This is a genomic window from Paenibacillus sp. FSL K6-1558 (assembly GCF_038002565.1).
GTDB lineage: Bacteria > Bacillota > Bacilli > Paenibacillales > Paenibacillaceae > Paenibacillus > Paenibacillus polysaccharolyticus.
In genome coordinates this window covers 3,564,732-3,581,965 of the sequence record NZ_JBBOCV010000001.1, presented here as the reverse complement: position 1 = coordinate 3,581,965, position 17,234 = coordinate 3,564,732, and the positions used below count along the sequence as shown (strand labels likewise).

Annotated in this window: 17 protein-coding genes; 12 read left to right on the top strand and 5 right to left on the bottom strand. The window is 44.7% G+C overall.

All coding sequences use genetic code 11. From position 1 onward, the window contains the following. Positions 1 to 51 precede the first annotated feature (51 nt). From MHI38_RS15445 to MHI38_RS15430, 4 genes are all read left to right on the top strand, one after another. Positions 52 to 222, top strand: coding sequence for an aspartyl-phosphate phosphatase Spo0E family protein (locus tag MHI38_RS15445; protein WP_090921152.1), 171 nt, complete (start codon positions 52 to 54; stop codon positions 220 to 222). Between the two features lie 142 nt (positions 223 to 364). After that, positions 365 to 745 (top strand): GntR family transcriptional regulator, encoded by a 381-nt coding sequence (locus MHI38_RS15440; protein WP_154890329.1) that lies wholly within the window; start codon positions 365 to 367, stop codon positions 743 to 745. Then, the gene (locus MHI38_RS15435; protein ID WP_154889870.1) at positions 742 to 1,620 is read left to right on the top strand and encodes an ATP-binding cassette domain-containing protein; all 879 of its coding nucleotides are present in this window, start codon (positions 742 to 744) and stop codon (positions 1,618 to 1,620) included. Before MHI38_RS15440 ends, MHI38_RS15435 begins: the two co-directional genes overlap by 4 nt. Continuing rightward, positions 1,617 to 2,315: a hypothetical protein gene (locus MHI38_RS15430; RefSeq protein WP_341181389.1), complete on the top strand. Its 699-nt coding sequence runs from the start codon at positions 1,617 to 1,619 to the stop codon at positions 2,313 to 2,315. Before MHI38_RS15435 ends, MHI38_RS15430 begins: the two co-directional genes overlap by 4 nt. 157 nt (positions 2,316 to 2,472) lie before the next feature. On the opposite strand, the gene MHI38_RS15425 is transcribed toward MHI38_RS15430, so the two are convergent. The 3 genes from MHI38_RS15425 to MHI38_RS15415 all read right to left on the bottom strand — a co-directional run bounded on the left by MHI38_RS15425 (position 2,473) and on the right by MHI38_RS15415 (position 4,994). Next, positions 2,473 to 2,988 carry a hypothetical protein gene (locus MHI38_RS15425; protein ID WP_154889872.1) on the bottom strand — a complete coding sequence of 172 codons (516 nt, stop codon included), beginning with the start codon at positions 2,986 to 2,988 and terminating at the stop codon, positions 2,473 to 2,475. A gap of 116 nt (positions 2,989 to 3,104) precedes the next feature. Next, on the bottom strand, positions 3,105 to 3,890 hold the full coding sequence (locus MHI38_RS15420) for an isocitrate lyase/PEP mutase family protein (RefSeq protein ID WP_154889874.1): 786 nt from the start codon (positions 3,888 to 3,890) through the stop codon (positions 3,105 to 3,107). 51 nt (positions 3,891 to 3,941) lie between these two features. Beyond that, on the bottom strand, positions 3,942 to 4,994 hold the full coding sequence (locus MHI38_RS15415) for a bifunctional transcriptional activator/DNA repair enzyme AdaA (RefSeq protein WP_154890330.1): 1,053 nt from the start codon (positions 4,992 to 4,994) through the stop codon (positions 3,942 to 3,944). A gap of 308 nt (positions 4,995 to 5,302) precedes the next feature. On the opposite strand from MHI38_RS15415, the gene MHI38_RS15410 reads away from it, so the two are divergent. Together MHI38_RS15410 and MHI38_RS15405 are read left to right on the top strand one after the other, a co-directional pair. Then, positions 5,303 to 5,689 carry a LysM peptidoglycan-binding domain-containing protein gene (locus MHI38_RS15410; protein WP_308722564.1) on the top strand — a complete coding sequence of 129 codons (387 nt, stop codon included), beginning with the start codon at positions 5,303 to 5,305 and terminating at the stop codon, positions 5,687 to 5,689. Between the two features lie 205 nt (positions 5,690 to 5,894). Continuing rightward, positions 5,895 to 6,470: a hypothetical protein gene (locus MHI38_RS15405; protein WP_090921166.1), complete on the top strand. Its 576-nt coding sequence runs from the start codon at positions 5,895 to 5,897 to the stop codon at positions 6,468 to 6,470. A gap of 144 nt (positions 6,471 to 6,614) precedes the next feature. On the opposite strand, the gene MHI38_RS15400 is transcribed toward MHI38_RS15405, so the two are convergent. Then, positions 6,615 to 7,532 carry a phosphatidate cytidylyltransferase gene (locus MHI38_RS15400; protein ID WP_154889878.1) on the bottom strand — a complete coding sequence of 306 codons (918 nt, stop codon included), beginning with the start codon at positions 7,530 to 7,532 and terminating at the stop codon, positions 6,615 to 6,617. Between the two features lie 98 nt (positions 7,533 to 7,630). On the opposite strand from MHI38_RS15400, the gene MHI38_RS15395 reads away from it, so the two are divergent. The 3 genes from MHI38_RS15395 (at position 7,631) to MHI38_RS15385 (ending at position 13,047) form a co-directional block, all read left to right on the top strand. Next, complete coding sequence (locus tag MHI38_RS15395) at positions 7,631 to 8,179, top strand: hypothetical protein (RefSeq protein WP_154889880.1); 549 nt, start codon at positions 7,631 to 7,633, stop codon at positions 8,177 to 8,179. 202 nt (positions 8,180 to 8,381) lie between these two features. Further along, entirely contained in the window at positions 8,382 to 12,416 is a 4,035-nt protein-coding gene (locus MHI38_RS15390) for an S-layer homology domain-containing protein (protein ID WP_341181388.1), read from the top strand. 151 nt (positions 12,417 to 12,567) lie between these two features. Beyond that, positions 12,568 to 13,047 carry a hypothetical protein gene (locus tag MHI38_RS15385; RefSeq protein WP_154889884.1) on the top strand — a complete coding sequence of 160 codons (480 nt, stop codon included), beginning with the start codon at positions 12,568 to 12,570 and terminating at the stop codon, positions 13,045 to 13,047. Between the two features lie 151 nt (positions 13,048 to 13,198). Here MHI38_RS15385 and MHI38_RS15380 read toward each other — a convergent pair whose 3' ends face one another. Then, the gene (locus MHI38_RS15380) at positions 13,199 to 13,774 is read right to left on the bottom strand and encodes a GbsR/MarR family transcriptional regulator (protein ID WP_154889886.1); all 576 of its coding nucleotides are present in this window, start codon (positions 13,772 to 13,774) and stop codon (positions 13,199 to 13,201) included. Positions 13,775 to 13,974: 200 nt separating this feature from the next. Between MHI38_RS15380 and MHI38_RS15375 the strand changes: the two genes are divergently transcribed. From MHI38_RS15375 to MHI38_RS15365, 3 genes are read left to right on the top strand one after another with little or no spacing between them, the layout of a single operon-like run. Beyond that, positions 13,975 to 14,850 carry a carbohydrate ABC transporter permease gene (locus tag MHI38_RS15375; RefSeq protein WP_154889888.1) on the top strand — a complete coding sequence of 292 codons (876 nt, stop codon included), beginning with the start codon at positions 13,975 to 13,977 and terminating at the stop codon, positions 14,848 to 14,850. 50 nt (positions 14,851 to 14,900) lie between these two features. Then, on the top strand, positions 14,901 to 15,755 hold the full coding sequence (locus MHI38_RS15370; protein ID WP_221787513.1) for a carbohydrate ABC transporter permease: 855 nt from the start codon (positions 14,901 to 14,903) through the stop codon (positions 15,753 to 15,755). A gap of 51 nt (positions 15,756 to 15,806) precedes the next feature. Beyond that, positions 15,807 to 17,183, top strand: a complete 1,377-nt coding sequence (locus MHI38_RS15365; protein WP_341181387.1) for an ABC transporter substrate-binding protein — start codon at positions 15,807 to 15,809, stop codon at positions 17,181 to 17,183. Positions 17,184 to 17,234: the final 51 nt, after the last annotated feature.

Genomic DNA, 17,234 nt, shown 5'->3' with positions numbered 1-17,234 from the left:
AAACTACCGATTGGCATAATAAGCTAAAATATGACAAAAGGAGGGGGTGCTATGGATCGTATGGAATTAAAATCACAGATCGAAGACGCGAGACAACAGCTACATCAGATACAACTGCAATATGGCAGTCTGCTTCATCCTGAAGTGATCAGACAATCCGTAGTACTTGACGCTCTCCTGAACCAATATAACCGAATCCGTGTGGAGAAGTTGATCAATTAACAAGGGTCTATTTACATTTATGTTCTTGTATACTATAGTTAGTTACATGAGTAACTAACCGACTAACTAATTAAGAAAAGAAAAAATTGACCCCCATATAAGACACACGCAAATCATTATTATGTATGAAAGTTGGAAACAGATGAAATCGACCTTGGATGAATCCCAGCCTATTTTTCATCAGATCGCCATGATGATCATGGATGATATTGTGGAAGGCAGATTGAGAGTGGAGGAGCAGGTTCCCTCGACGAATGAACTATCACGCTTTTACAATATTAATCCGGCTACGGCGCGAAAGGGGCTACAGGAGTTGGTAGACAAAGGCATCATATACAAACAGCGAGGTGTGGGAATGTTTGTTGCCAAAGGAGCCAGAGAAGCCTTACTTGTTGAACGAAAGCGACATTTTTACGAAGAATACATCAAGCCTTTACTTGAAGAAGCCGGACGTATTCGGATGGACGAGGACATGATTATTGATCTGATTCGCGGTAAGAAGGATAAGGAGAGTGAAATATGATTCATATGGAGCAGGTATGTTACAGCTATCAAAAGAGTAAACCCTCTATTCTGAACAGTGTCACCCTGCATGAGAATGAACCTGTAATTGGTGCAATTTGGGGAAGGAACGGTGCTGGTAAAACGACGCTAATGAGTCTGCTCGCCGGACACAACCGTCCTGACAGTGGCAGCATTCAAATTATGGGTCAGGACCCGTACAATAATCTGTCTGCTCAAGGGCATCTATGTTATATCCAGGAGAATCATCCGCTCGGTAAAAACTGGACAATGAATGATCTGGTCAGCATCGGATCACATTTCCATTCACAATGGGATCAACAACTTGCCAAGCGGCTCATCGATGTTTTTGAACTGCCGTCCAAACAGAAAATGAGTAAATTTTCGAAGGGCATGAAGACAGCTGCTCAAATAATTCTGGGGCTGTGCAGTAACGCCAGTGTGACGATTATGGATGAGCCTACGAATGGACTCGATGCCGAGAAACGAAAACTTTTCTATGAAGCATTATTGGAAACGTATGAAGATAACCCTCGTCTGGTTCTGATATCAACACATCATATCGAAGAGGTACAGCCTTTGTGTGAAACCCTGATTGTGGTACATCAAGGTAAAGTGTTATATCATCACCCCATGGAGGAGATGCGCGAACGAGGAGTTCTTCTAACAGGGTTAATTCAAGATGTGGAGATAGCCTCTGCAGGTGCTAATATTATTGATTCTGCTCGCATGGGTACAACCGGCAAAGTGATGATTGATGATATGTATTCGAAGGAATGGGCAGCCAAGGCTGGGCATCATGGGCTTTCCATTGAAAAAGCAACGCTCCAGGATTATCTGGTGAATGTAACGCGGAAGGAGGAGGTGAGAGCATGAATGCAGTAAAAGGAACGAATCGGCTAATTTTAGATGACATGCGTTTATATATGCTGATCTTTACATCCATTGCGCTTGGGTTGACAGCAGTCTATGTCGCGATTGGTTTTCTGTTTCACGTCAGTTATTCCTCGCAGTTGTTCGGGCCGATGTATGGAGGAATCTGTACTTTTGCCATTGCAGGTCTGATCACGTTATACCCGGTAGCCATTGGTATGGGCAGTACACGGATTCAATTTATGAAATCATTCTATACGATGGGAGCCTTTATGGTTGTAGGCACGATGGTCATTCTGCATTTGATCTATGGGGTTGTTCATCTGCTGAACGTCGGGGGATGGCTACAGGTCACGTTGTATCAACCGGGAATGCTCTATTCTTCGAGTTATCTTGTGTTCCCATACCTGTGGATTGACATGATGCTGGGGCTCTTGGTACTCGGTCTATCTGTTTTCTTGACGGTTTGCTGGATTCGGCTGGGCCTGCGTAATTTCCTGATTCTGTTGTTTGGCTTTGGTCTGGTGCTGTCGCTGGTGATTGCATTTGGAGATATGAGACAATTCACGCTCTGGATTGTCTATCAAAATCGAATGCTCGTATTCACTGTGCTGGGTGTAATCGGTGGCGCGCTGCTTCTGTCCACCTATCCCATGATGAAGCATGCTCCGTTGGTACGCAAAGGCAGCAAAGACTAACTGTGATGAATTACAGAGTTTAAGCCGTTAGGGGAACGCAAATGAGGATGTTCAGTAATAATCACACCAGTAATTAGACACGAGGGATAAGAAAAACACGAGGACGTATGCTCGCCTCGTGTTTTTCTTTGTCGTCTCTTATGGGTTGTACTTTAATCTAAGCGTGAGCTTGCGGTTTGAATCCTTCCTCTTCAAGATACTCGCCAGCCTCGCCGCGTGATTCAAAAGCCATCTCCAGCTCCGAACCAGCATATACACACCACATATCATTGTCATATTTTAAAGTAAGTGTGTGTCCCTCTTCATTGATCCAGATACCACCGCTTGATGACAGGATAACCGGGGCAGATTCTTTAGGGGATGGTACGTTCTCAGTCACTTCAACTGCGTCTGGATTATGAGACATCGCTTTGAGTGTTGCATCCAGCAATGTACGCAGATCTGCTTCGGAGTAATCACGGACATTGACGAACCCTTTTGCATCCGTCTCGTAGTTTGGCAATAACCCTGCATAGATATAGCCGTTACCGTTCGGGTGAATATGGAGTGCTACAATTTTTTTCTCGTAGGCACTGTCCTCGTAGTGGAAATTCACACGACCCAGAGAAACATTTTTACGCTGCAGCTGTGGGTACGACTCCAGAATTTCAAGCTTTTGTTCAACGTTAAGCATATGTGCCTCCTGTTACTGTTAGGTAGTGGGATTATACCACAGGTGAAGGCTGGAAACATCCTATCTTCTCTCCGTGCGGGACGGCGTGGTATGAACACACCTCATCAGTATAATCCTTATGCTCCTGTTAAAATACGTTGCCCAAGTGCTTTCAGGTTCTCCATAACTTGCAGATAAGGATAAGGCCCGTAGCTGATTCGTGCTACCCCTAGTGTGGCCAAATGTCTCGGTGAAGGTTCGTTGGAGGTTACCATCACGTTGACGGGGATTGGCGAACAGTCACATAGTTCCTGAATCCAATGCTGATCCTGTAAACCTGGAATGAATATACCGTTTGCCCCTGCTTCCGCATATGCCTCGGACCGTGCAATTGCTTCGTTAACTAATACTTCATCATGTTTCTCAGCAACTTGTTGCAGAAATAAATCGGTGCGTGCATTGATAAAAAGGGGAATGCCTGCCTCGCTTGCAGCTTCGCGAGCAGCGGATAATCTCAGACATTGTTCTGTGACGCTGTACAGGCCTTCACCATGTGGCAACTGGTCCTCGATATTAATACCTACTGCCCCATGTTCAATAATTTGCAACACGTTTTGCTTCACTTCTGACACGGACCTGCCATACCCTCCCTCTATATCGATGGTTACAGGCAGATCTACGCTCTTTGTAATACGTGAAAGATTAGCAAGCACCAATTGGAACGGAAGGGCTTCACCATCCTGTTCCCCATGAGCGGCGGCAACAGACCAGCTTCCCGTAGCAATAGCTTTGGCACCTGTAGATTGAATGGTCTGCGCGCTCCCGGCATCCCACACGTTCACCAGTACGAGTGGTTGTCCCTTCACATGATATTGATGAAATTGTTCAGCTTTTTCTTTCTGTGTGCAATGGTTGTTTTTCATTTTGGCTCACTTCCTTTATAGAAATAGATAAGGTGCTGTTACTGAAAATTCCTACTGTAATGACATCTGTCTCTCGTGCTGAAGCAGCCAATTTTTCCGTGTCAGTCCACCTCCATATCCGCCCAATTCACCACTTGCGTTAATCACACGGTGACACGGAATAACAATAGCTAGCTGATTTGCCCCGTTCGCTTGGGCTACGGCCCGGCATGCAGAAGGTTTTCCAACGGCTTTTGCGATCTCCTGATAAGATCTCGTTTCCCCGGCCGGAATGGCTAATAACGCATCCCATACCTGCTTCTGAAATGGTGTTCCTAAACAGAACAACGCCGTGTCGAAAGCTGTCCTTTTGCCGTCGAAATATTCATTTAATTCCCGTTCAATAGATTGAATAGGTGCTGTTGTGCCAGGTACAATCGCAGATTCGGTGCGCTTGCGCAGGCGTTCCACCTCGCGTTCCAGCCCTCGGCGATCAATGAATTCGATTAAATATAAAGCCTGCTCATCCGCTATAGCCATCATGGGGCCAAGTCTGGTATCGATCCAGGCTGCCCTTAGTACCCGTTCGTCATCTACATGTGTAGGTGCGGCTCCCATAATTCTTGAAAAGGCATCCCGGAATCCACTGCTGGATTCATATCCGGTGGAGAGTTGGCTATCAATGACAGTGCGCCCTGAACGAATATGTTTCAGTGCTAGTCCCATACGCCGTGCGCGAGCGTATTCGACAAAGGTCATCCCGAATCTTTTTTTGAACTGACGGCGAGCAGTAGATTCATCAATGGATAGTGCCTTGAAATCTTGCCCTTTCCAGCGTTTTTCCGGCTCTTTCTCAACCGCCTCCACCAGCATGCGAACCACATCCGAAACATGATTGGGGTGAGATAAAGGCCGGCATCGCTGGCATGGTCGAAAGGACGCAAGCAGGGCTTGCTGAGCGGTTTCATAAAATTCGCAGTTCTCAAATTTAGGTTTCCGAGCCGGGCAGGTGGGACGACAGAACACCCCTGTTGTTTTAACACCGACATAGAATAAACCTTCATATTCTGAATCCTTAGCGATCAGTGCCTGGTAATACTGTTCCTTTAGATCTGCAGAGATCATAAACCGCACGTCCTTACTCCAGTAGAATCACAATCTTTCCCTTATTATAGGGCAGAATCACACGTCCCATCGCCGAAAATCAGGCATCTATTCTCGAATTGAAACTTTTGTTCAGTCGGCCCGAGCATTGTTCAGAATTTGTTTAGAATGAAGTGATAACATAGACCTATGTATACGATTAAAAGCTAGTAATATGTGCCTATTTGTCTTTAGAGAGAGATAAAAATTATGTTGTTAAGTGAAGTTATATAGGCAAGCGAGTTGAAGATTGACGAAAAAGGAAGATAACAATCGGGGGTCAGATGGAAATGAAGTATTCCACGTACAAAAGCATTCATGAACCTGAGCAGGTTCTAAGAACCAAGCCGGAATTCTCATATGAAAAACACGCTTCAAGGCTCTTTCTACGAGATCAGATCACACGCCCGGCGATGATTAAGCTACTCATTACGATGAGCGTATTTATTGCTGGTTGCAGTGTAGTATTCAAGGCATCGGCGGGAGATCAGCCTTTGCTGCTGAATGAACAGGTTGTTGTATCTTCGGGGGATACACTATGGAGTATATCTCTTGCGAACAAACCGGATCAGATGGATACTCGGATTTATGTCGAAGCGCTCAAAGATACAAACCAGTTGTCGCACGGTACCATTCAGACAGGACAGGTGCTGGAGTTGCCGCAATTCCAACATTAATGATAAGAATTGATACACGTCTGATTCCCATCTTTTTGCATGGAAACTCATACACTCATCACTACAAAAGAACAAGTGCAGTCTGGAATTTTAAAATCATTTACATATTATGGAGCTTCATGAGGGACGATATGGTGTAGTGATGAATAAGGTTCTAATCTGTGTGTGTGAATTATGCAAGAAGAACGAAGGGAGAAGATGGAGTATGAAACAGGGGATCAAGAGATCTGCACTGTATACTGCTGTGTTATGTATGGTCATTATTATTAGCGCCTGTGGCGCCAAAAATAATAAAGAGTCTGTACAGGAGCACGCTTACCCGCAATCCAAGCAACCGATCGAGGAAGCTGGACAGGGATCTATACCTAATGCAGAGGCCAAAAACAAAAATGATCAGAATAGCGCAAAAGGTGAAGAGGGCAAGATGCAGACGCAGTCTAACGCTGCGGCAATGTCAGAGGATATTGATATTGTCATTGATCAATCGGATAAACCGAGTGAAGGCAACAGCTTTGATTTTGCGATCAAACAAGTGCCCAAAGGTTACAGCCTAACGGAAATGCGCTGGACATCCAACACGGTAACGATTGTGAATACGATGCAGGAAGCGATAGAGCATGGCGGGAACGGAGAGGACGGTTTTTATTTTAGCGGCAATGGACAGTTTTCAGGCTTTATCTATTCGGACGAGATGAAGGGTGAACGCGGAAAAGCCACATTTGTATTCACCAATGATGAGGGTAATATGCTTATGGCCGAGAAGGAGATTCAGTTGAAGTAAACAAAGAAAACCCAGGAGACGGAGAAACATAAATCATTGGACGGATAAATATAAAACGGGAAAAGCAGCCAGAGGGCTGCTTTTTTTGATGTTCATCATCGTTAGCTTAGAAGTTGTTTTTTTACGATGAATAATAGACCGTTTCTACATAAATTCAAAGAAATAACGAACGACATGGAACATGACCGGCGAAGTGTAGGTGAGACTGTCGACCCTGCTGAGATAACTTTTTTTGAGTGCATCCGACTTGTTGTCATCCCCGATGAGCAGATCCCGTTTCAGCACAGATACGGTGAGGCTGCCGAAGAATCCGGCAAGGCCAATCAGTGCCCCGATAAACAACGAAAATGGCCAATCAAATGGTGTCAGGTAGGGATAGATGAAATAGGAGGCCGCCGTCGTGACCAGGAATGCACACACAAACCCTTCCCAAGTGATAAAAGGATTGGCTGTAGGCACCACTTTTCGTTTGCCCAGATAAAGAGATACGAGATAGTGCACCACATCATTAAGCTGTGTTAGCACAACGAGGAACAACACCAGTTTCGATCCGTACTCGGGTGAGGCAAACGGAAAATAAGCGAGATGACTTAATCCAAACACCATGAGCATGAGTCCCCACTGGGTGGAGCTGACACTACGCAGGAATCCGATCGTTCCCTTGTTGATCAGACGTGGCATGGGCAAGACGAGAAATACATAGAGCGGAATAAAGATGATGAACATGCCATACCACCCAATGTATATCCAGTAAAACTGCACCGGGATCGCGAGATATGCCCATAGAAATAGACGGCGGTCGGCTTTGCGGGTGTTACGGATCATGGAGAAGTATTCCTTCAGCGAGAAAAATGCCAGCACCATGAGCGAGATCAGCGAGACAATGGAATTAAACAGGGTAGCAAGGCAAAAGATGGCCAGCATGCCCCACCAGGTTTTAATTTTTGTTCCAATGCCCGAATAATCCTTATCGGGCTGCAGTTTGGCAATCACTTTGTACACAATATGTATAACGAGTAGAGCTACGAAAATCAGAGTTAATGTCAGTAGAGAGCTGTTCATGTACGAAGATCACCTGCTTATTCAATGTGAGATTCCATTATAGGGTACCTATGTTATTATGAAGGAATAGTGCCAACTTGATAAGGGGAAATATGAGGATGACCGATGAACGTTCGATTTATATTTTGCTGACGAATACAGGTACGTTGTTTACAAGAGTCATTCAGACTTACACCAAAGCACCGTATAATCACGCTTCCATCTCGTTCGACCGGGAATTAACGGAATTGTACAGCTTCGGTCGCAAACATCCGAGCAATCCGCTGAATGGTGGGTTTGTGAAGGAAGATATCCAGACAGGGACGTATAGTAAATATCCGAATACGACATGTGTCATCTACGAGCTTCAGGTTACGGAGCGTGAAGTGGAAAAAATGAAACGAGTGCTGCACATTTTCATTCGCAGCCGCCAGAAATATATGTACAACCTGCTGGGCGTTCTTGGTATTACACTCAAGGAACCAGTAGAGTTCAGCAACTCCTATTTTTGTTCACAGTTTGTAGCCGAAATCCTGCAACGCTCAGGCATCAAACTGTGGAACAAGCTACCTGCACTTGTGACACCGGATGATTTTCGCCAGTGCGAGCAGTTGAAGCTGGTGTATGAAGGGAGACTGCGTGAATATCAGGTAAATCCGGACCGTTAACAAGAAGTTTCGCTTAAATTTTTTTTGAAATGATGAATTTTGACGAAAAATATGAAGGAATCCACTCTGTTTTCAACTATGGAGTGGATTTTTTTCCTTTTATTATCATTTCTTGTTTAGAATCTGTTTATTGTTGTGTTCTAAACTAGGTCTAAAGATACAAGTATAAGGATCAAACATGAAATGAGAGGAGAGCGAAGCCTTGTTCAGAAAGATAGTAAGTTTTATGTTGGTGGCTATGATGTTGCTTCAGATTGTAAGTCCTGGAGGTGTGGTAAGTGCTCGATCTTACCCATACGAACTTTTAAACATGGAGAGACAAGGGTATGATGATTCCAACCCTGGCGAAAAAATAGCTAATGTTCGTCATTTGCTTGAGGAAGGAGAATTGTTACAGCTGCCTCAAGGTTACGCAGCATTAAGCGAGGATCAAAAGAATGAGATTGCCAGAGGTATGATTATGCTGATTCCACTAGATGTGCAATATGATAGTGACAATCATGCTGTATATGCATTTAATCTGATTTATAACGTCAGTGTAATGCCCGGACAGTTCGAGATTGAGACCTTAGGCCAAAAAATGGAATATGTATACAATTTGCTAGGGAAGTGGAACTCCTATTTCCCCGGTGTCGACAAGGCAGAATGGACACAAGCTGCATTTCGTTATATGCATCTGAATGGTGCGGATTGGACGATGTTTATTGATAATATATTGCTATACAATATTGTTTTCAAAAACAGTTCTGTTACGATCTACCATAATAGCCAGCTCGCAATGTTATATGAGAAACTTAATGATTACAAAGAGATAAATAAAGCAACGGATATCAACAGTATGAATGAGGCGATCGACTCACTTTTTAAAATATATTTAACCTATCTTCCACAAGTAGGGGTGACCGAAGGCGTCCGACCATTTGTATTTAATATGAACAAGATGTTCACCCTTAAGAACGACGACGAAAAAAATGAACTTGCTCAATGGATGCTTGATCACAAGCAAGATGGATATGAAACGGTATCCGATGTGCAAAAAGCATTTGATGAGTTCTTTGAACCAGGACTGAGAAAGTTTAACGAATTAATAAAAACAGCGGATAAAGGCAACGCAAATGACTTTATAATTGATGCTGTTGAACTACTGAGCGATAAAAACTTCATAGCTACGCCTGATTTCAAGCAATTATCCTCAGAGGATCAGAAGGCTATCGCAGTATATATGCTTAATTTAGATCCACCAACCAGTGAAGGGTACGCCAATAAAGAGCAAGTTGAATACCTCGTGCAGCTAGCTTTAAAGGCGGTTGAATTCATTCATGACATCGGTGGACCGGATGAAATGAGTTCTCTTGATGAACTATATGCGAAGCAGATGCAACAAGTTAACTATCTGGATCAACCTGCTCCTGACAGTATGTTCTATCAGTTTGTTGGTAAATATTCTGAATTCTCAGGCATTGAAAAACGTATCACAGCGGCTATGCTTGAGCTACAACTTAAAAAGGGTCCGTCGTCTGTATTCAAATTATTAACTTCTCTCGATGATGAAGCAAGGTTCACCCCCTTAATTAACAAGGCGCTGACCACTAATGAAATGTTGGGTTCGATGTTCCAATTGAGACAAATTCAATCGGAGATTGCGGACTACAACAAAAACCTAGAACATCCTAAAATGAGCTTTCCGATAGATGTAGAGAAAATAGATGGAATCAAGAAAGATATACAAAAGTCAAATGCACTGGCAGATCACATGATTGCGGAGCGGCCAGATGGGGGGTACGAATCCTTTGTTCAAATCCAGACCTCATTTGACAAATTTTTCTCCAGTGATAATAACACGGATGTATTGTCTGTCTTGAACGCTGCGAGGAAAAGTGGAAATAAAACAGCCATGCGCGAGGCTATGGAAGATCCGGCTTTAGAAATTAAATTTCCTGACGGCTACGAAAATTTAAACCCACAGGTTAGAGATTTCATTGCAGGATTCTTGATCCAATACGTCAGTGAAGATTACGAGAATAAAAATCAGGTTCAACTCATGATTGAACTTGGCATGTTGGCACAATCTGTTTGGGAACAAACGGAGCTTACTGCTTTGAGCAATAAACTGGATCTACTTGCACAAAAGATGGTAGATATATCAGAGTACTTTAACGACCAAGAAGCAGAAGAGTATGGAAGCATTGGTCAAAAATATTTGAAACTCACTAATAAAGTAGACAAAAATGTTTTTGCTTATAAATATCTGTATTCGATGGCCTATGAAAAGTTGGAAGGACTCTACCAAGGAGATATCGTGGAACCAATGGTAGTGTTAGGGCTTTTGACTGTCCCGTATCAATCTATTGAAAAGGCCACCAAAATTGATCCAATGAGTCAGTGGCTCCAAAGTGCTATGGAAGCTCAAATGGAGGGTGAAGCTTTCTTCGAGAAATATGCTTTTGATCGTACGGGTGCCCTCGACCTGTCCAAAAGAGCAGAGCTTAGCGTGGAAGATCAAAAGGAATTGGCACAATGGGTACTTGATGAACAAGACAGCTATGAGGATATTGGCAATTTACAATATGTAATTAATCGTTTCTTCACTGCCCCTAATGTAAAAGGGGACGACGTTAAAAACGAAATAACAGGTCTGAATGATACGATGGAAATTTCATTCGATGGCAAACTGAATTGGATTGATCTGGCTTCCATTCAGAAGTTGGATTTTAGCGGTAACAAAACAGTATGGGTTCGTCATAAAGCCTTTAGTGATGAGTTGCCAGGACGTGCTGTAAAAATTGTCTTTACAGCCAACGGTGACAGCGGTAATGGGAATGGTTCCACACCTAACCCGGGCAACAACACAGGTGGTAGCGGTGGCAGCGGATCATCTGCACCAGTGACGTCCACACCTGCACCAACGACCAAGCAAGAGCAGATTGTCGTAGATGTGAACGGTGTTGACGGCACAAACTTGACCAAAACCCCAATCACACGTACAACCGAAACCAACGGTACGGTTAAAGATTTGGTCAAAATGACAGATGCGATTGCCAAGGAATCGGTTGAAAAAGCAAAACAATTGGGTAGCAATACGGCACGCATTGTGATTCCAGATACGAAAGATGCCGTGTCCGAGACACGGGTCGAAGTCCCAAAAACAGCTGTCAAAGATCTAAGTGACGGTTCGATGAAACTGGAAATTTCGACCGAAAATGCTGTAATCTCCATTCCAACGAAGTCCATTGCTGGATTCGATCAAGACTTGTACTTCCGCGTGGTTCCACTCAAAAAGGAATCCGAGCGCAAAGACTTGGAAGAGCGGGCGAAGAAAGAGCAAGTAATTCAGCAAGTTGCTCCAAATACGAATGTTCGTGTACTGGCTCGTCCAGTAGAGATCGAAACGAATATGCAGAGCCGTGAAGTGACGCTGACTTTGCCACTGGGCAACAGCCTGCCAACCGATGCGGCAGCTCGTCAGCAGATTCTGGATAACCTGGCTGTGTACATTGAACACAGTGATGGCACGAAAGAACTGTTGCGAGGCAAACTCGTGAAACTGGCTAATAACAGCGAAGGCATTGAGTTTACGGTAACCAAGTTCAGTACGTTTACACTGGTTGTCGTAGATGGGCTGAAAGCCTCTCAAAAGACGAATGAGCCATACATCCAAGGTTTCGGTGCCGATTTCCGTCCAGATGCGTTCGTTACACGTGCACAGATGGCTGCAATGCTGGCTCGTAATCTGCCGGGTGAAACAGCAACAGCTACGGCGGCGGGTACAACCTTTGCCGATGTAGCCGCAACACATTGGGCAACGAGTGAGATTCAAAAGGCACAGGCCGCAGGTATCATGAACGGTCTCAGTGACACAGCGTTTGTACCGGAAGGTTCGATTACGCGTGCACAGATGGCAACAATCGCGTACCGTTGGTTGCAGAAGCAACAAACGAACGCTGTAACAACAACGGATACCACAGGAACAGCACCAGAAGCCACTTCCTTTACGGATGTAGCCGCTGATCTGTGGGCAGCCGATGCGATTGCCTATGTGCAGTCCACTGGTCTGATGACGGGTTACAATGATGGTACATTCAAACCAGACAGCAAACTTACCCGTGCAGAAGCGGTAAAAGTGCTGAACGTCCTGTTCAAACGTACACCGCTGACGGGAGTGGCCACGCCATCCTTTAGCGACGTGCCAGCAACACACTGGGCCTACACAGATATTGAAGCTGCAGCACAGAAGTAGTTTTTTTAACTAAAAAGATGGAAGCAGAAAACCACCCGAGGGGGTGGTTTTTTGTTTATCTATTGAGATTGAAGTAGCATAGGGACTATGGAAATCATGAATAATGTTTTCACAGTATACTATAACGTAAACGAGCATGAGAGGTGAAGGGATGAAGCTCAATACATCTGTTTCTATTATTGTGGTGATCGCGGTTGCTTTAGGCTTCACACTCGGTTGGTATCTCCATCCGAGCAGTGAACCGGAAAAATGGGAGCCAGATCTGATACATCTTTATCGCGCTGAAGAACAGAAATCAATTAATAAAAAAGAAGATCCGCAACTTTTTGATCAGCTTCTCTCTTTAATCGTATTTGAAAAAGGAGATATGATGTCAGGTGGCAATGCTCCGTTATCAGAAGATGAGGTCAAAGATATAAAAAAGAGTGGCGCCATAGAATATGTCTATAATGAACCAATTACAATACAGATAAACAATGGCAATGACTCTGCAGAAAAAGTGGAATTCACATCGATCCTTTTTCCTGTAGATGATAAGTGGAATGGTGCATGTTACATTCAAACAACGGATTCCAAATATTTGTATTTTGAATCAAGGCCAAGTTTATCTTTTATACTCAGACATATGTAGGTTTCAAAAGAGCTGTCCCCAAAGCCATTCATCGGCTGGGTAAAGCTCTTTGTTGTATATGCTTATTCATAATGGATTGATCTCAATCTCATATCTGCTGCTAAATTTATTCTGCTAAGATCCGACATCTTTAAGTCTATGCTCAACAAGGCTAGTCCTGCTGTTCCGGTATTTCTGATTTTTGTTCATACAGCTTACCCTCTCGCAGCCGATCCACGAATCCTTGAAGCCAGACATAGTATTGCTCTGCATGCTGGAGTTTGTGCAAATCTCGTAATGCCTCTTCCCGTTCTTGTGCAGTTGTATGTTTCGCTAGAATCATGGTTGTCAGGTCAGGGATCACCTCGCGGATGCCTTCCAGCATCACATCCACTTCCCGCTGCAGCTTTAATCCGAAGAAATTTTGAAACGTGCGAAAGAAGTCAGTCTCCGCCACATATTGATCCTGCCGCTCCTTTTTCTCGTCCAGCTTATAGATCATTTGAGACTCGGTTAACGAACGAACGGCATAACTCATGTTGCTTTTACTCATATTCATAGAGGTCTTCATCTCTTCCAGCGTCATCGGACGGTCTTCGAAATACATCACACCATACAATTTACCAAACGTATGATTAACCCCATAGAGATCCATCGTATTGGCAATCGCCTCGATGACTCTCTCCCTCAGTGCAGACCGATCAGGTAACGATAAATGATTCGGGTTCCCAACAATTTCTTTTCCCACAATGTCACCTCGGCAATAGAATAAACGTTTCCACGAACATATTCATATTTTACATGACTCCTTCGAATTTTAACACAACCCCGAAATAGATTTTTCAATTCGAATGTACAATCATTTTTGTACAGAAGATTAAACAAGCCAATATACATCTATAAATTGCCAATTGTTAAAGAAAATTTGGACAATAAGGAGTGGGAGAATTGCGTTTGAAATGTTGGAGGGAGTCGGAGGCGGTTCTATTCACGTTGCCTGCTCTAATCCCGCTGTTGATTTTCTGGCTGGGGCCTCTGGGATACATCGTATATCTCAGTTTTACGGACTGGGACTTCATGAGCCCGGACAAGCTGTTCGTCGGGTTGGATAACTACACGTACCTGCTAACGAACTCTGAATTCTATCGATCTTTGAAAGTGACGCTGTTGTTCGGACTCGGGAGTGTGATCCCTACGATTGTGGGAGGACTTGCACTAGCGATGCTGATGAATAGCAAAATGAAATCATCCGGTATTTTTCGCACATTACTCTTCTCACCATGGGTGACACCAACGGTTGCCGTATCCATCGCTTGGTCATGGATTTTTGAACCGCAAGTGGGACTAGCCAATCTGATGCTGGGCTGGGTAGGAGTATCACCGATTGGATGGCTCCGCGATATGGATTGGGCACTTGTTGCAGTATTGATTGTAACCTTGTGGAAGTCCATTGGTTGGGCGATGGTGTTCTATCTGGTAGCTCTAAGGAATCTGCCTTCCGATCTGCTTGAAGCAGCCTCGATTGACGGGGCGGGAGCTTGGGACAAGTTCAGAAGCATTACGTTGCCGCTGATCTCACCAACGACCTTTTTCCTTTCGATCATTCTGACTATTCAATCGCTACAGGCTTACGACCAGATTAACGTCATGACTCAAGGTGGACCTGCTGGATCAACTCGAACCTTGCTGTATATGTACTATCAGTCTGCTTTTGAATCGTTTAACGTCGGAGAAGCTTCATCGATCGCTGTAGTTATTATTCTGATCTGCGTGCTGTTATCGGGAGTTTCCTTCCTACTTGGCAGACGCCTGGTGCACTACTAATGACAATGACCATGCCCAAAAGTAACACTAGCCAAATGAAGCCCAGAGAGATGCATAAGGCATCCCGTAAAAAAGTAAAAATCAGTGCCATCCTTCGCTATCTGGTGCTAGCTATTATTGCACTTGCCACTGCCTTTCCGTTCTATTGGATGGTCATTAGCGGATTCAAAACAAATGATGAAATCTGGCAGTTCCCGCCGACCTTCTGGCCGGAGACATTTCTGTGGCAGAACTACGTGGATGCCTGGAACGCCGCACCGTTTGCACGGTACATGCTGAACAGCACCGGGGTCGCCATAGCGATCTGTCTGCTCCAGATTGTGAACTCCAGCATGATGGCATATGCCCTGACTCATATGAGATTCCGCCTCAAAGGAACGTTGACCGCCATCATTCTGGTGGGTTACATGATCCCGAGCACAGCCGTATATCTGCCAGGTTACTTGGTGTTAAGTGAGCTGAATCTACTGGATTCCTACACGGGCCTGATCGTATCCAACTGTGTCAGTGTGTTCTCCATTTTCCTGATTCGTCAGGCCTTTATGCAGGTGTCTCATGAACTCGTAGAAGCCGGACAGCTGGACGGGGCATCACACTTCCGCATTCTCTGGACGATTATTGCACCGCTCGTTCGCTCCAGCTTCGCCGTGATGGTGCTGATTACATTCATCGAACAGTACAACAACTATTTCTGGCCAATGCTTATCACCAAAAATCCTGACCTACAGCTGGTATCTGCCGGGCTGCGAAGTTTCTTCGTGGAAGGCGGTGCCTATGGACTGGCTTGGCCGCAGATTATGGCTGCAAGTGCGTTTACCATCGCACCTTTACTTATTCTTTTCGTGTTCACCCAGAAAACGATTATGCAGAGTGTGAACATGACGGCTGGCGTAAACAAGAATTGATATGCTTCACCTTTTGTCTAATAAAGTCACCCAAAAACAGGAGGAACAACAATGAATTGGAGCAAGTCAGGCATGACTTTGAAAAAGAAACTGAACCTGAGCTGGAAAGGTGGCATGTCGCTGGTACTCGCCGCAAGCTTCGCTTTAATAACTGCTTGTGGAACACAAGCCCCGGCAGAATCGAATTCAACAGCGGCTGCTAGCGGCGGCACGGACACTCAGGCCAAAGCGCCGGTGGAGATTGAGTTTTGGTATGGTCTGGGCGGTAACCTGGGCGACAATATGAAGAAGAAAATTGATGCTTTCAACGCTTCGCAGAATGAAGTGGTTGTAAAAGGGATTGTACAAGCTGATTACACGGAGACTGAGCAGAAACTTCAAGCGGCCATTGCGTCCAAGAAAGTACCTGCTGCCGTTCTGAGTGCCAATATTGACTGGGCCCGCAAAGGTTATTATGTACCTATGGATGAGATGATCGCGGCTGACCCGAACTTCAAAAAAGACGATTTTATTCAAACGTTCCTGGAACAAGGGAATGTAGATGGCAAGCAGTTCTTTTTACCGATGTATGGCACGACTCAAATTATGTACTACCGTATGGATACGTTCAAAGAGAACGGAATTGACCCGGCAAGCCTGACGACATGGGAGAAATTTGCCGAGGCTGCCGCGAAGATGTCCAAAAAAGAAAATGGAAAAACCACTTTCTACGGCTGGGAGCCAATGTGGGGCAGAGATAACATGATCGATGCTGTTATGGGCAAAGGCGGCAAAATTCTGAGTGATGACGGTAAAACGGTGATGATCGACTCCCCTGAATGGATCGAGACATGGGAACTGTTCCGTAAATGGATCAACGAAGACAAAATTATGGGCATTCAATATGGCGGTCAAGGCTGGGAGTATTGGTACAAGACTATTGACGATGTGATGAAAAATAAAGCGGCTGGATACACCGGTTCAAGTGGTGACCAAGGCGATCTGGATTTTAAAATCGTTGCGGCCATGCAACAGCCAGGCTGGGAAGGCATTGGCGAAGGTAAACCTGTAGCGAGTGCAATTCTTGCAGGTATTCCGGCAGCAGCTAGTCCAGAGCAACAACAGGCAGCGTATAAATGGCTGACGTATTTCTCCAAAACCGAGAACACCGCTTCATGGTCGATGAACACAGGTTACATTGCGGTACGCCAATCTGCACAGCAAGATCCAGACTTCAAGAAATTCAGCGAAGAGCATCCACAGATTACGGTGCCATTGCAACAGGCAGCACATGCTTCAGCTCCATTCCGTGATCCAACAGGCGGCAAAATTAATGATGCCTTGAAAGAAGCAGCGGATAAAGTGCAGATCAACAATGTTCCTGCAGAGCAGGCGCTGAAGGAAGCCAAAGAGAAAGCACAGAAAGAACTGGATCGCATTGCAAAATAATTCATTGTAATACATGAAGTTTGCATCCCCTCTCATGTATAAGCTTTAGTG